Below are 14,193 nucleotides of genomic sequence, written 5' to 3' on the forward strand. Positions count from 1 at the left end.
CGGCTCGGCGCGGCGCAGCGGGCGGGCGCTGCGCTCGGCGCGGGCCGGCGCTTCGGGGGCGGCGGGCGCGCCGCGTGGCGTCGCCAGCTTGGGCGGGCCGGCGATAATCTTGCTGGTCGGGTTCTTGCGGAACGCGACGACGTCGTGCTGGCGTACCTCACCTACCGCGCCGGGCGGCAGGTCGCCGAGCACGAACGGGCCGTAACGCGTGCGGATCAGGCGTGAGACCTGCAGCCCGAGATATTCGAGCACACGCCGCACCTCGCGATTCTTGCCCTCGGTCAGGATCAGCTCGATCCAGGTGTTGGCGCCGGTGCGGCGTTCGAGATTGGCGTCGATCGAGCCGTAGCGCACGCCCTCGATCTCGACGCCCTCGATCAGCGCCTCGAGCTGCGCCTGGGTGACATTGCCATAGACGCGGGCGCGATAGGCGCGCTCTACGCCGGTTGCGGGCAGTTCGAGCAGCCGTTTCAACTCGCCATCGGTGGTAAGCAGCAACAGCCCCTCGGTATTGAGATCGAGCCGGCCGACCGGCACCAGTCGCGGCAGGTCGTTGGGCAGCTTGTCGTAGATCGTCGGGCGGCCCTTGGGGTCGCGCTCGGTGACGAGCAGGCCGTTGGGCTTGTGGTAGAGATAGAGCCGCGCCGGGGCGGCGGCCTGCACCGGATTGCCGTCGACGGTGACGCCGGCGAGCGAGACGAGCAATGTCGCGGGCGTATCGAGCACTTTGCCGTCGAGCGCCACGCGGCCCTCTTCGATCATGCGTTCGATCTCGCGGCGTGAGGCGATGCCGGCGCGGGCGAGCAATTTGGCGATGCGTTGCGGCTCGCGGGATGATTTTGGTGGTTGCACCGCGCGGCCAATAGACGGTTTTATCCTATCCGCCGCGCAAAAAATGGTGCCCGATCTCGTAGCCGGGCGTTAAGGCGCAGGTGCGTAACGATAGCCCATGGGGAAATGACCCCTCGGCTGGTGAAAAGGTGGACATCCTGGCGATGTTGTTCGGCAAGAAGAAGCGCAGGATCATCAGGCTGCTGCTCGTCGAGGACGAGCCGCTGGTGGCGTTCGACAATGAGCGGTTTCTGGTCGACGAGGAGTTCGTGATCGTCGCGACGGTCGATCGCGTTGCCGACGCGGTGCAGGTGATCCGCGGCGATGATCCGATCGACCTCGTGCTGGTCGATATCAGCCTCGCCGATGGCAGCGGACTCGACGTGGCGCGCGCGGCCTATGAGTGTGGGATCGCCGCGATGTTCGTGACCGGCGATTGCCCGGCCGGTGGCGAGGAAGTCGCACTCGGCTGCCTCGCCAAACCCTATGCGCAGCGCGACCTGCTGGCGGCGATCAGCGCGGTCGAGGCGGTGCTGGACGGTCGCGCGCCGAAGCGGCTGCCGGGCGGGTTTCGCTTGTTCGCGCGGCCTGAGGCGGCGTGAGGGGGTAGCCTGGCCGTTCACTTGTTTGCCATCTATCGTGGTTGAGCGGCGTTCGGTTGCAGCAAAAATGTTGGATTTCGGAAGGGCCGCTTCTCGATTTGGTTGCGTGAAGGGCGACCAATTTGCGACAATCCGAAAGAAATCGGAAAGAGGTCTGGTGCAAGATCGCGGCCATGGCCGACAGCGGATACTTAGACGAATTGGCAAGGGCACTGGCTCGCCCGGATGCGGAAACAATGATCCGGCAGATTGATGCCTATGCCAGCTACCATGCGCAAGGCGCGGGTGATTGGCCTGACGACGACGCTGACGATTTTTTGGAGGTCGTGACCTGTCATCACGAAGATCCCGAAAAGGCACTAGCCTATGTCATTTTAGGCGCCTCACGCTCCGATGACGCGGGATTTCTTGGCTTGCTCGGGTGTGGACCGCTTGAAGACGTTCTCCGCGATCCATCACCTGAATTGTTAGGACGTGTCGTCGCCGAGGCTAGAAAGTCAGCGCGGTTCCGATGGCTGCTAAGCAACCCCTTCAAAGTGGCCGTTACTGAGCAAGCTTGGGAGGCAATCGCACCGTTTCGCATCACCGGTCCACATGAGGAGCCGCTGTCCGACACGTTGCCTTCGAGGCACTTGAACTAGCTGCCGAGCGCCAACCAATGGCATAGAACGCGGCGCTAGCTGCCGTAACAAGCGTCGGCGAAAGCACTCATCGCTCCAATCACCCGCCTAAAGCCGCGCCTCGACTCCGTCATGAAACTTCCGGATCCCCGTTTCCAGCGTGCCGAGCGTGATGCGGTCGAGCGCGCCCGACTCAAGCCCTTGCTGCCCCAGCGCCGCCGCGCGGAAATCCTCGGCCGCGAAGACGCCGCCGTCGAGCAGCGCCCAGCTGCGTTCCCAATGGTCGCGCGCCTTGTCGGTCGCGGGCGCCTCGGGGATGAGCATGAAATCCTCGACCAGCACGCGGTTCGCGGCCTGCGGCATCATCACCATCAGGTTCATATAGTCGGGGCTGACGATCAGCACCGTGCCGGGGAAGAGCTGATAGGTGTAGGTGATCGCGCCGCGCAGCGCCGGCCAGTCGGCGCCGTCGATCGCGGCGAGTGCGGCGGCGCGACCGACGGCGGAGCGCTGGTGCGGGCCGATCGCGTCGGCGGTGTTGACGCCGTCCTTGAAGAACGGCCCGATCGTCGCGGCGTGGAGCCGCTGGACGTGATAGCTTTCGAGAAACGCGTCCATGATCAGCTTCCAGTTCGCCGGCACATCGTGCGTGCGGCGGCGGAAGAGATGCTGGCGCGGCATGGCGAAGGCCTCGAAATCGGGGCCGAGCGCCTCGGCCTCGCTGAAATCTGCCGCCTCGTCGAAGGCGAACCAGATCAACCCGCCCGCCTCGCGCGTCGGCAGGCGTTTGAGCGCGAAGTCGGCCTTGTCGAGCCCGGGAAAGCTGTCGGCACGGGGCAGGGCGGCGAGGTTGCCGTCGAGCGTGTAGCTCCACGCATGATAGGGGCAGATCAGCCGCGACGCGCAGACCGGCTCGCTGCCCTCGACCAGCCGCGTGCCGCGGTGGCGGCAGACATTGAGGAAAACCTGCGCGGTGCCGTTGCGGTCGCGCGCGATCAGCAGCGGCTTGCCGAACCCGTCATGCGCCACCGCCATGTTGGGCTCGGGCAACAGCGCCGACGGCGCGATGACCAAAGGCACATGCGCGAAGATGCGCTCCTGTTCGGCGCGGTGGCGCGCCGAATCGGTATAGGCGGCGGCATCGACATGGGTGATCGCGGTCGGCGTCGGCGCGCCATCGGCGATGAGCTGACGCGCCAGTGCGAGTTGACCGAGGGTCGGAGCGTTCATGGGGACTAGGCATAACGCAGAACGGCCGAGGGTCACACCCCACTACTGGCAATGGTCGTGATCGCCCTGAGCAGGCCGCTGGCGAGGAGCACCGCGCAGACGCGTAGCTGAGGCTACGCGCAAGCAAGCGACGCGGCCAGCGGCCTGCTCAGGGCGACCGCTTCGCGGCGGGCGCCTTTTGGCGCACAGCGGCGTCGCGCGTCGGTCACGATGGAGATTCCATCGCTCCCTCCTTGCTCCTAGCTGTGCGCCAAAATCCGCTCCGTCACGGCCGTTGCCAGTAGTGTGGTGTGACCCTAGTCTCACGGAAGAAAATACGGGGGTTAGCTTGGCTGAAACGCGTCCAAAGGGATTCAAACTGCTCGCGGCGGCGCTGGGCACGCGCAAGTCGGCGTCGATGCTGGCGCTTGCCTTCTCGTCGGGGCTGCCCTTCGCGCTGCTCGTCGGCACGCTGACGGCGTGGCTGGGCGAGGTGAAGGTCAATCTCGCGACTATCGGCGTGCTGTCCTGGGTCGGGCTGACCTATGCCTTCAAATTCCTGTGGTCGCCGCTGGTCGACCGGCTCGAACTCCCGCTGCTCAACCGCTTCGGGCGGCGCAAGAGCTGGATCATGCTGTGCCAGGCGCTGATGATCGTCGGGTTGATCGGGCTCGTGATCACCGACCCGACGGTGCACATTGCGCGCTTCGCGCTGTTCGCCTTTCTCGGTGCGATCGGCTCGGCGACGCAGGATGTCGCGGTCGATGGCTGGCGCATCGACATCGCCGACGAGGACGCGCCGATCGAACTGCTATCGGCGATCTACCAGCTCGGCTATCGCACCGCGAGCATCGTCGGCGGCGCCGGCGCGCTGTTCATGGCGGCGCGGATGAGCTGGCCGACGGTCTATCTCGTCATGGCGGTGCTGATGGGCGTGCTGCTCGCCATCACCTTTACCGCGCCCGACACCGACCGGCCGCCGCGCGCGGTGGTCGAGGTGCTGGCCGAGCCCGGCGAGGTCAACCCCAAGGTACGCGCCGCCGCGCTGCTGATCGTCGGCGGCGCCTGGGCCTGGGCGATCGTGACGATCGTGCTGTTCATGGTCGGCATGCTGGCCGAGCGCCCGCCGGGGACCAAGCCGCCCTCGGTCGGCGATTTCTTCAAATATCGCGGGCCGATCATCGTCATCGCAACGGTGCTGGTGCCGCTGGCGATCGCGGCGGCGATCAACTGGCTCAAGGCGCATGGCCGCGAGGTCCAGCGTGCCGTCGACCCGACCCGCAACCGCGGGCGCACGGCGGCGAACCATCTTTACGGCGCGCTGGTCGCGCCGCTCGTCGACCTGACCGCGCGGCTGCGCTGGGGCGTGCTGATCGTGATCGGCCTGATCCTGACCTATGCGCTGTGCTACAATATCTGGGCGTCGTTCGCTTACCCCTTCTACCTCGATTTCATGCATTATTCGAAGGACGAGGTGGCGTTCGCGTCGAAGGTGTTCGGCATCATCATGTCGATCGTCGGGGTCAGCATCGGCGGCTATCTGTTCCTGCGCATCGGGCGTTTCCCGACCGTGCTGATCGGCGCGGCGATGCCGATCTTCGGCAATTTCCTCTATGCCGACCTTGCCGAGGGCGGCGCGCATATCGACATCGTGCTGCACCTGTTCCGGCTCGACCTGCTTGCCGCGTGGTTCGGCAGCGACGAGCGCATGGCGCGGCTGCTGCTCACGATCTGCTACGAGAATATCTCGACCGGGCTTGCCGGCGCGGCGTTCGTCGCGTTCGTCTCTGGCATCGTCAGCAAGAAGTTCGCGGCGGTGCAATATGCCCTGCTGTCGTCGCTGACCTTCCTGATCGGCTCGCTCGGCAAGGGCTTTGCCGGCGAGATGATCGACAAATATGGCTATGCCACGGTGTTCCGCGAGGTCGCGGTGGTCGGGTTGCTGGCGATCCTGTTCGTGCTGCTCGAATGGTGGCGGTCGGCGACGGTCGCGCGGCGCGCCGAAGCCGGTGGCACCGGGCAGCCGGCATGATCGTCTACATCGCGCTGCTGCTGGTGCAGATCGCCTGCATCGTCGACGTGATCCGCAACGGCCGCAACCAGTTGTGGATCATGGCGCTGATCTTCCTGCCCGTCGCCAGCACGTTCGCCTATGTCATCGTCGAGGTCCTGCCGGGGATGAAGGGCAACCGGCATATCCGCACGGTGCAGGCCAAGGCGATCGCGGCGATCGACCCCGAGCGCGAGGTCCGCGCGGCGCGCAGCGCGCTCGACCTTGCCGATACCGTCGCCAACCGCATCCGGCTGGCCGATGCGTTGTCGGCACTCGGCAAATTTGGCGAGGCACTGCCGTTCTATCGCGAGGCGGTGGCGATGGGGCCGCTCGACCTTGGTACCGGCGAGAAGCTCGCCCGCGCCGAATTCGAGACCGGCGACGCCGAAGGTGCGCTCGCCACGCTCGACGGCAATCGTCCGGCGACCGCGCAGAGCGACCGCGATCGCCAGGCGCTGCTGCGCGCGCGCATCCTCGAACAGCTCGAGCGCAAGGACGAGGCGCTCGCGGTTTATGCCGATATCGTTACGCGCTACCCGGGTGAGGAAGTGCGCTGTCGCTACGCTGTGCTGCTGATCGAGCAGGGCCGGGACCGCAAGGCGCTGGCGGTGCTCGAGGAGGTCGAGTCGCGGATGAAGCGGCTCGACCGCCACCAGCGCGCCGCCGAGGCCGACATGTATCGCTGGGCGATGGAGCGGCTCGCGACGCTGCGCGGGGCGCACGCCTAGCGCAGCGCGAAATACGCTGGCTGTGTGAAGAAGACGGCGAGTATCGTGCAACATAAGCCGATGATGCTGGCAAGCAGCGGAGGGATTTTGCGAGCCGATGGGGTGCGCTTTTTGGGGCTCCTGCCGACCTGGCATTTCAAGATATCCTACAGTAGCGTCGGCGGAGTTCAACAGGGCATTACGTGAGCACCAGGCCGTGAGGCGCCACCGCGCGACGTCGCGTGAAGAAATAGTGGCGCCGCATTATGCGAATAGCCTCGATGTTTTCTTCAGATTTATTGCCGATGGTCGTGACGGGAATGGCGGCGTTCCAACAGGGCGCACTGGCCATTGGACCAACAATGGGAAAGAGCCGGCCATGCGAATCGGGATGCGAGGCGGCCCAGTCCATGGAGCATTGGCGCGGCTGTTGAATCACGCGTTGCAGTGGTGTCATCATCGACCTCACGTCCGCGGACCGCGAACGCCTCAAGCGGATCTGCAAGGATCGCAACGCCCCTTAGAAGCACGTCTGGCACGCCTAGATCGTCCTTCTGAGGAGGGGCGACGGGATCGGCACCAGCGAGATCATGCGCGGGACGGGCACGTCGAGACATGCGTGCGGCGCTGGCAGGAGCGGTTCAAGCAGGAAGGGGTGGAGTTCCAATCCGTCGAATTACCGTCGCCACGCTGGATACGATACGGACCGTCGTACCCAAAACGTTGCGGGGTCGAGGGAGCGCTGGTGAGCTAAGTAGGAAGTGCGTGGATGTGAGCCGGGCGCGCTTTCACGCCTATGAGTCTACTGCAAAGAGCATGGTATAATTCACAGTTTTGTCTACCAGGAGGAAGCGGTCTTCACTTCCTCCTAATAAATTCAGCCTTTGCCTGTATCGGGCAATATTCAGAATCTGAAATTAAGTCCGGCCATGATGTCATCCGTTTTGGTCTTCGCATTGGTTCCCCGGTTGAAACTCGGGTAAGCAAATCTGAAAGTTCCATAGTCGGCGTGCGTGTAACCAACCCTAGCGGAAATATTGCGGGTCAGGGCAAGTTCGGCGCCGCCACCCAAAGTCCAGCCAAGCCTGCTAGCCGAACTGACATTTAGCGTCCCGTACGGAACAGCAGTATAGGGGCCCGCTGAGCAATTTGCGATGGTGTAGCTAGGTGGTGTGCGGCCGTCTCCGCACGGACCTTGAGTGTTGGTGGTCCGAACGTGCATCCAGGAAGCGCCGCCTGTGCCGTAAATCAATAATTTGTTGAACGCATATCCCACACGTGCTTTTAGATCCGCGCTGATAGACTGATTTGAATGTTTGTCGCTTATTCCGAACTCAGAAATGCCCTGACGATCGCGATTGTTATTCGACCAATAAACCGAGGTCTCAATGCCCAGTACAATGTTAGATTTTGTTTGCCAGTTGTATCCAATATGAGCATCTGTGACGATGCCATTCCAGCTGTCCGATCCTGAACCAGATGCACGGCTTCCGCCAACGTTTGAGTTAGGGTCTATCGTGTACGTAACGCCATCGTTGCTTTCGTGGCGATTTCCGATATCGGCCCCGACATAAGGCCCCGTCCATTCTGGCTTAACTGGATCCGCCGAGGCTCTATCGACGCCTAATACGGCGTAGACCATAAGTGAAGCAACGACTAGATTTTTGTTGATTAGCATAAATCATCCGTTTATTTAAAAATTATCGAACTACGAGAGCGATATAATTAATTAGACGTCGATTTTTTATAATTCGTAGTATTACGTAGGGCGGCGATTTCCAATAATTTCGCGGATGGAGGCCTGGCCGGTTTTGAAAAAATCGACGCTGGCCGAGCGACTGCTGCAACCGGAACGCTTCGGCGCATTCGTGCCAACCAACTCAACGAAAGTTTTACCGCCGAGATCGTGCTTCTGAGCGCCGACGGGATCGGCACCAGCGAGATCATGCGCCGGACGGCCACGTCGAGACATGCGTGTGGCGCTGGCAGGAGTGGTTCATGCAGGAAGGGGTTTAAGGCCTGCTGCACGACAAGACCCGCCCGTCGCGCATCCCTGCCCTGACCCCGGAGGTCGTCGCACGGGTAGCCACCCGGACGCATGAGGAACCGCCCGGCGAGACGACCCACTGGACGGCCTCGCTGAATGACCCGCGAAGCGGGGGCAGCGCCAGTTCGGTTCACCGGATCTGGCGCGCCCACGGCCTGCAGCCTCACCGCATGCGGCAGTTCAAGCTTTCCAACGATCCTGAGTTTGTCGAGATGCTCCGCGATGTCGTCGGCCTTTATGTCGCGCCGCCTGCCCACGCGATTGTCCTGTCCTTCGACGAGAAGAGCCAAATCCAGGCCCTCGACCGAACCCAGCCCGGCCTGCCGCTCAAGAAGGGGCGAGCCGGGACGATGACGCACGACTACAAGCGCAACGGCACCACCACGCTCTTTGCGGCGCTCAACATACTCGACGGGACCGTGATCGGCCGCAACATGCAGCGGCATCGCCACCAGGAATTCATCCGCTTTCTCAATCTGATCGAAGCGCGGGTGCCCGCCGACAAGGCGATCCATGTGATCCTCGACAACTACGCCGCTCACAAGCACCCCAAGGTCCGCGAGTGGCTCGACCGGCACCCGCGCTTCACCTTCCACTTTACGCCAACGTCATGTTCCTGGCTCAACGCTGTCGAGGGCTTTTTCGCCAGGCTGACCAACCGCCGCCTCAAACGCGGCGTCTTTCATTCGCTCGTCGACCTTCAGGCCGCCATCAACCGCTTCCTGGCAGAGCACAACGAAAGCCCAAAGCCCTTCGTCTGGACCGCCGACACCGACAAAATCATCGCCGCCGTCAGGCGCGGGCACCAAGTGTTAGATTCGATCCACTAACCCGCGATCGGCCGCCCGCCATCGGCGAATGCCGCCGCCACGGCCATGACACAGGCAAGGGCGCCATCGGCATGGCGGATGCCGAGCAGGTCGGCGAGCAGCAGGCGCGCGCTGTCGGGGGCGGTTTCGGCGCGGGCGAGGACGGTGAGCGCGGCGTGTTCGGCGTGCGTCATCCGCAGGCAACAACAAGGTGCGATCGAAATCGGCACCACCGCGCTCGCCGCGAGATCGGCCATCATCGCGCGCATCAGCACCAATGGGCGGCGGAAGCCGTGGCCGAAACTGGCGAGCATCGCCTGGGCGGCGGCGGCATCGTCCAGGCCGTGCGCGCCGAGGCGGCGGAAGGCGAACAATGCGAGCCGCGCGCCCGGCGTCGCGGGCATGGCATGGGGCGTGGCGGAAAGGGCGATCGGGGCGTCGGTCATGATGGGCTCCAGCGGATGCCAACATGCTGCGTCAATATGCTATTGCAAGTCAATCGCAATTAGCGCGGGCGGATTAATCTGCGTTAACGGCGTGGCAAATGCGGGTTCGACTGGCTTTTTGCCGCGCGACGCACCATATGGGCGGCAACACATTCCCGCGATGGCGCCGGCCGAAGCCGACCCCGCCCGCTCAATTTTCTCAAAGACTGGATTTAAGTGACTCCCAACAAAGAACTCCTGTTCGTCGCACTCGGCGGATCGGGCGAGATCGGCATGAACGTCAATCTCTATGGCTGTAACGGCAAATGGCTGATGGTCGATTGCGGCATCACCTTCGCCGACCCCAATTACCCCGGCATCGACGTCATCCTGCCCGACCTCGCCTTTATCGAGGAACGGCTCGACGACCTGGTCGGCATCGTGCTGACGCATGGCCATGAAGACCATATCGGGGCGTTGCCCTATCTCGCCGAGGATCTCGGCGTACCGCTCTACGCCACGCCGTTCACCGCCGGCCTTATCCGCGGCAAGCTGGAGGAAGAGGGCAACGAGAAGCGCGTCACGCTGCGCGTCGTCAAGCCCGGCCAGCGCATCGATGTCGGCCCGTTCGGGATCGATTTCGTGCCTTTGTCGCACTCGATTCCCGAAGCCAATGCGCTGCTTATCCACACGCCGCATGGCAAGATCTTCCACACCGGCGACTGGAAGCTCGACGAGCTGCCCGTCCTCGGTACGCCATCGACGCCGGCTGAGCTGACCGCGATCGGCGACCAGGGCATCCTGGCGCTGGTGTGCGACTCGACCAACGTGTTTAACCCCGACGCCTCGGGCTCCGAGAACGACGTGCGATCCGGGCTGACCGAGGTGGTGACCGAGGCGAAGCAGCGCGTGCTCGTCACGACCTTCGCGTCGAATGCCGCGCGACTGCAGACGCTGGGCGAGGTTGCCAAGGCGACCGGCCGTGCGCTGTGCATCACTGGCCGCTCGCTCGACCGTATCCTCAAGGTGGCGCGGGCGACCGGCTATCTCAAGAATTTCCCCGAGACGATCGATCCCGACACCGCGATGCGCATGCCGCGCGATAAGGTGATGATCGTGGCGACCGGCGGGCAGGGCGAGGCCCGTGCCGCGCTGGCCCGCGTCGCCGATGGCGCGCATCCGATCCGCCTCGACAGCGGCGATACCGTGGTCTTCTCGTCGAAGCAGATCCCGGGCAACGAGGTGGCGATCGGCCGCATCCAGAACCAGCTCGCCGCGCGCGGAGTGGAGATGATCACCGAGCGCCAGGCGCATGTCCATGTCTCCGGCCATCCCGGCCGGCCCGAACTGGCCAAGATGTACGCCTGGCTGCGGCCCGACACGCTGATGCCGGTGCATGGCGAAATGCGCCATCTGATGGAGCAGGCGCGCTACGGCCTGTCGCTGGGCATCCCGCGCGCGCTGGTGCAGACCAATGGCGACATCATCCGCCTCGCGCCGGGCGCGCCGACCAAGATCGGCAACGCGCAGGTCGGGCGGCTGGTGCTCGACGGCGACGTCATCCTGCCCGGCGACGGTTCGACGATCAACGAGCGCCGCAAGCTCGCGCTCAACGGCCAGATCTCGGTCGCCGTGGCGATCGGCTCGCGCGGGCTGATCGGCGCGCCGCAACTGCGGCTGCAGGGCATTCCGGTGGAGGAAGATCGCGAGCCGTTCATCGGCGAGGCGCTCGAGGCAGTAACGGCGGCGGCGCGCGGCAAGGGGCGCGATCGCGACCGGTTGCGCGAGGATATCCGGCTCGCGGTGCGCCGCGTCGCGACGCGCTGGACCGGCAAGAAGCCGATCGTCGATGTCCTGCTGATCGAGGCGTAATAGGATGATGAAGTGGACGTCCGGGCTGGCCATCTACTTTCTGTTCTGGGCGATGTCGGTCTTTCTGGTGCTGCCCTTCGGGGTGCGCACCGCCGACGAGGCCGGCGTCCCCAAGGTGCCGGGCCAGGCCGACAGCGCTCCGCACGAATTCCGGCCCGGGCGCATCGCGATCCGCGTAACGGTGGTGGCGACGATCCTGTGGCTCGTCTTCCAGCTCAACTATATCGAGGGCTGGATCACGCCGCAGACCTTCACGGTGAATTTCGGGAATGACAGCTAAGCCGGCTGGTACTGTCACTTTCCGTCATGCCGGACTTGTTCCGGCATCCACCGTTCCGCGAACATTGCGGCCTCCGCCCATGCGGCTTGGTAGTGTTCGAACGAGATTGTGTTCCCCGAACACAATCTTGGCTTGCCGGGGCAAGCCAAAGTTCGAACAGGGAACAGGTCCGCCGTGACGGCAAAGCTGGTGGCTCGCGCTATTGCGAATGGCGCAAGTTCCGTTGTCGCCGGAGAGTCAAACAGCCGCAGCGCCGCGCATTGGCTGGAATTTGCCGCGCGCGAGCGAGCGCCACAGCCATTCGAGCGGGCCGTAGCGGAAATGCGCGAGCCATGGCTTCGACCAGAGGAGTATCAGCGCCCAGACGCCGGCGACGACGAGGTAGAGTTCGGCGCGTGACAGTTGGCCGTAGAGACCCGCGCCATAGCCGTAGAACAGCGTGCTGCAGATCAGGCTCGTGCCGAGATAGTTGGAAAAGGCCATGCGCCCGGCTGCGGCAAGTCGCTCGGTCAAGCCGCCACCGGGCCGCGCGAGCAGGATGATCAGGCACACCCAGCCGATGATCATCACCGGGCGGAACGGCGTCGACAGCGTGATGCCGCCAAGCGCGACATGCCAGGCATCGAAGCCGCCACGCCACTGTACCAGCAGCAGCACGACATAGGCGGGAATGCCGATGCCGAAGCCGATCGCCAGCCCGGCGCGGTAGCGCGCACTCGACCAGGCACCGCGCAGCATGCCGGTCCTGAAGCACGCCATGCCGAGCAGCATGTAGCCGAGCGTCTCCATGCCGACGAACATGAGGGTGTTGATCGGCGACGACGCCGCCTCGGCCAGCCGATTGACGAACACCGCCGCGTAACCGCCGCGATGGACGGCAACGTCGTGTGCGAGGAAGGCAGCGTCGGGCCGACCGAAGGATTCGATATAGCCATGATATTGCCGCAGCGTCGCGGCATCGGCGGTGTGCGCGGCGACCGCCGCCTGGGTCTGGGCGATGCTCATGACGAGCGTCGACGTCAGCAGCGTCTCCAGCGCGATCAGGATGACAGCGACGACGACCAGCTTGTGCGGCGCCATCCGGCGGAACGGATAAGCCAGCGCGCCGACCAGCGCATAATGGTTGAGGATATCGCCCCACCAGACGAGATAGAGATGGGCAAGGCCGAACAGGAACAGCCAGAACATCCGCGCATAATGTACGCGCAGCGGATCTTCGCCCCTGGCCTCGGCGCGCTCGATCACCAGCAGCATCGAGGCGCCGAACAGGAAGGAGAACAGCCCGCGCATCTTGCCATCGACCAGCACGAAATTGACTGCCCAGACGCCATAGTCGATCGCCCCATGGCTGCCGAAGGCGGCGGGGTTCGAGTAGGCGACCTCGGGCATGCCGAAAGCGACGATGTTCATCAGCAGGATGCCCATCACCGCGACGCCACGGATCACATCGAGCGTGGCGACGCGCGCGGGGGCGTCGGTCATTGCGGGCACGTCTTGGTGGGTGCGGACATCATGTCACGCTGCTAGGCGATCCCGCGAGAAAGTCACCCGTCTGGCCCGCACCAGCGCGCGGCGATGCGCGCGACATAAGCGATCGGGATACCGACCATCACGACATGGCCGAACAACTGGATCGCCACTTCCTTCGGGTCGATGATCGGGAACATGGTCGGGAAACGATAGGGCAGCACGCCCCAGCACATCACGCCCCACAGGATGAGACCATAGCCGATGCCACTGATCCACGGATGGCGGTTGATCAGGCCGACCCGCGCGGCGAAGGTGAAATAGACCGCGACGATCGCGAACGTGATCGCGAAATGGACAATCAGGCCGGCGGCGGCGTTGACGATCTCGCCACTGTCGATGTCGGCGAGGTCGAGCGGCGGCACGGCGGCCGCGGCCATCCCGCCAAAGTCGAACTGCGGCACGGCCGCTCCGGCAATCCCGCTCAGGACGCCAATCGGCGTACCGTCGACCAGCGCGGCGAACAGGAACGCCGACAGGATGTTGAGCGTGCCGGCAAGTACCGTCGCGATCACCACGCCACGCCAGAAACCCGATACCGAATAGGATATCGTCAAATGATCTCCCCCCGCACGTCGCTACTGACGCTATGGCGTGCGGGGACGGCCGTCTACGCCGTTCGCAGCGCTTTTCGGATCACCAGTTTCAATCCGGACCATATTTCGTCGACCGCGCACACTTTCACGTCGACCAGGCCGGTGGGGAGTGCCACCGCGCGGACGACGTCCTCGGTAATGTCGGTCGGAACCTTCGATGCTTTCTTGGGCCACGACACCCAGATCATGCCGTCGGCGGCGAGCCGATCGCGCAGTAGCGCGATATGACGCTCGAGACCGGCGCGCGTCGTGACGAAGACATGTGCCAGGTCGAGTCCAGGGTTGGGTTCGTCGAGCAGCACCAGCCCGATCGCTCCGGGATCGATCTCGCCGCGGACGCTGTCGGGCATCGCGTCAAACCAGGCGCGCTGGCCGGGCTTGAGCCCCAGCTTCTTCGCCAGTGGCGTGCCGGAATAGCCTGTCGGCATGGCCTTCCCCCCGATCGTTACCCTGAACTCGTTTGGTGCTTGTCCCGCTCAAGCAAGGGATGGGCAAATCGCTTCCCCGGCGAAGTGTACAGACCGGGGAGATGGTGGACGGGTGTTCGGAGACATGGTGGACAGATCGGCATGGAGGATTAGCCATGCCGTTCAAGGAGTGTTCGCTGATGTCGGA

The 14,193-nt window shown here is 64.2% G+C and carries 14 protein-coding genes and 1 pseudogene; 7 read left to right on the forward strand and 8 right to left on the reverse strand.

The window, feature by feature from the left end; translation table 11 throughout:
- Positions 1 to 852, reverse strand: an 852-nt coding sequence (locus U1839_RS25750; RefSeq protein ID WP_332806414.1) for a pseudouridine synthase, incomplete at its 3' end; no start/stop codon positions are given.
- 143 nt (positions 853 to 995) lie between these two features.
- On the opposite strand from U1839_RS25750, the gene U1839_RS25755 reads away from it, so the two are divergent.
- Together U1839_RS25755 and U1839_RS25760 are read left to right on the forward strand one after the other, a co-directional pair.
- The gene (locus U1839_RS25755) at positions 996 to 1,433 is read left to right on the forward strand and encodes a response regulator (RefSeq protein WP_332806426.1); all 438 of its coding nucleotides are present in this window, start codon (positions 996 to 998) and stop codon (positions 1,431 to 1,433) included.
- A gap of 173 nt (positions 1,434 to 1,606) precedes the next feature.
- A complete protein-coding gene (locus U1839_RS25760) occupies positions 1,607 to 2,074 on the forward strand; it encodes a DUF6869 domain-containing protein (RefSeq protein ID WP_332806415.1) in 468 nt (155 codons plus the stop codon).
- Between the two features lie 87 nt (positions 2,075 to 2,161).
- On the opposite strand, the gene U1839_RS25765 is transcribed toward U1839_RS25760, so the two are convergent.
- Positions 2,162 to 3,283: an aromatic ring-hydroxylating oxygenase subunit alpha gene (locus U1839_RS25765; protein WP_332806416.1), complete on the reverse strand. Its 1,122-nt coding sequence runs from the start codon at positions 3,281 to 3,283 to the stop codon at positions 2,162 to 2,164.
- Between the two features lie 328 nt (positions 3,284 to 3,611).
- On the opposite strand from U1839_RS25765, the gene U1839_RS25770 reads away from it, so the two are divergent.
- Positions 3,612 to 5,294 carry an AmpG family muropeptide MFS transporter gene (locus tag U1839_RS25770; protein WP_332806417.1) on the forward strand — a complete coding sequence of 561 codons (1,683 nt, stop codon included), beginning with the start codon at positions 3,612 to 3,614 and terminating at the stop codon, positions 5,292 to 5,294.
- Positions 5,291 to 6,043 carry a tetratricopeptide repeat protein gene (locus U1839_RS25775; protein ID WP_332806418.1) on the forward strand — a complete coding sequence of 251 codons (753 nt, stop codon included), beginning with the start codon at positions 5,291 to 5,293 and terminating at the stop codon, positions 6,041 to 6,043. Before U1839_RS25770 ends, U1839_RS25775 begins: the two co-directional genes overlap by 4 nt.
- A 178-nt stretch (positions 6,044 to 6,221) precedes the next feature.
- Here the strand turns inward: U1839_RS25775 and U1839_RS25780 are convergent, their stop codons facing one another.
- Together U1839_RS25780 and U1839_RS25785 are read right to left on the reverse strand one after the other, a co-directional pair.
- A complete protein-coding gene (locus U1839_RS25780) occupies positions 6,222 to 6,482 on the reverse strand; it encodes a hypothetical protein (RefSeq protein WP_332806419.1) in 261 nt (86 codons plus the stop codon).
- A 444-nt stretch (positions 6,483 to 6,926) separates the two neighbouring features.
- A complete protein-coding gene (locus U1839_RS25785) occupies positions 6,927 to 7,700 on the reverse strand; it encodes an outer membrane protein (protein WP_332806420.1) in 774 nt (257 codons plus the stop codon).
- 219 nt (positions 7,701 to 7,919) lie between these two features.
- Between U1839_RS25785 and U1839_RS25790 the strand changes: the two are divergent.
- Positions 7,920 to 8,899 (forward strand): annotated as a pseudogene (locus tag U1839_RS25790) (IS630 family transposase); the annotation flags it as partial.
- Here U1839_RS25790 and U1839_RS25795 read toward each other — a convergent pair.
- On the reverse strand, positions 8,896 to 9,324 hold the full coding sequence (locus tag U1839_RS25795) for a DUF6628 family protein (RefSeq protein ID WP_332806421.1): 429 nt from the start codon (positions 9,322 to 9,324) through the stop codon (positions 8,896 to 8,898). The pseudogene U1839_RS25790 and the gene U1839_RS25795 overlap by 4 nt on opposite strands.
- A 216-nt stretch (positions 9,325 to 9,540) precedes the next feature.
- On the opposite strand from U1839_RS25795, the gene U1839_RS25800 reads away from it, so the two are divergent.
- On the forward strand, positions 9,541 to 11,175 hold the full coding sequence (locus U1839_RS25800) for a ribonuclease J (protein ID WP_332806422.1): 1,635 nt from the start codon (positions 9,541 to 9,543) through the stop codon (positions 11,173 to 11,175).
- Positions 11,176 to 11,182: 7 nt separating this feature from the next.
- The gene (locus tag U1839_RS25805; RefSeq protein ID WP_332806427.1) at positions 11,183 to 11,455 is read left to right on the forward strand and encodes a DUF1467 family protein; all 273 of its coding nucleotides are present in this window, start codon (positions 11,183 to 11,185) and stop codon (positions 11,453 to 11,455) included.
- Between the two features lie 237 nt (positions 11,456 to 11,692).
- Here U1839_RS25805 and U1839_RS25810 read toward each other — a convergent pair whose 3' ends face one another.
- From U1839_RS25810 to U1839_RS25820, 3 genes are all read right to left on the reverse strand, one after another.
- Positions 11,693 to 12,937, reverse strand: coding sequence for a DUF418 domain-containing protein (locus U1839_RS25810; RefSeq protein ID WP_332806423.1), 1,245 nt, complete (start codon positions 12,935 to 12,937; stop codon positions 11,693 to 11,695).
- Between the two features lie 62 nt (positions 12,938 to 12,999).
- Positions 13,000 to 13,539, reverse strand: a complete 540-nt coding sequence (locus U1839_RS25815) for a hypothetical protein (protein WP_332806424.1) — start codon at positions 13,537 to 13,539, stop codon at positions 13,000 to 13,002.
- A 53-nt stretch (positions 13,540 to 13,592) separates the two neighbouring features.
- Positions 13,593 to 14,006, reverse strand: a complete 414-nt coding sequence (locus U1839_RS25820; RefSeq protein WP_332806425.1) for a hypothetical protein — start codon at positions 14,004 to 14,006, stop codon at positions 13,593 to 13,595.
- Between the last annotated feature and the right edge of the window lie 187 nt (positions 14,007 to 14,193).

Source organism: Parasphingomonas halimpatiens (genome assembly GCF_036663795.1).
Taxonomy (GTDB): Bacteria; Pseudomonadota; Alphaproteobacteria; order Sphingomonadales; family Sphingomonadaceae; genus Sphingomonas.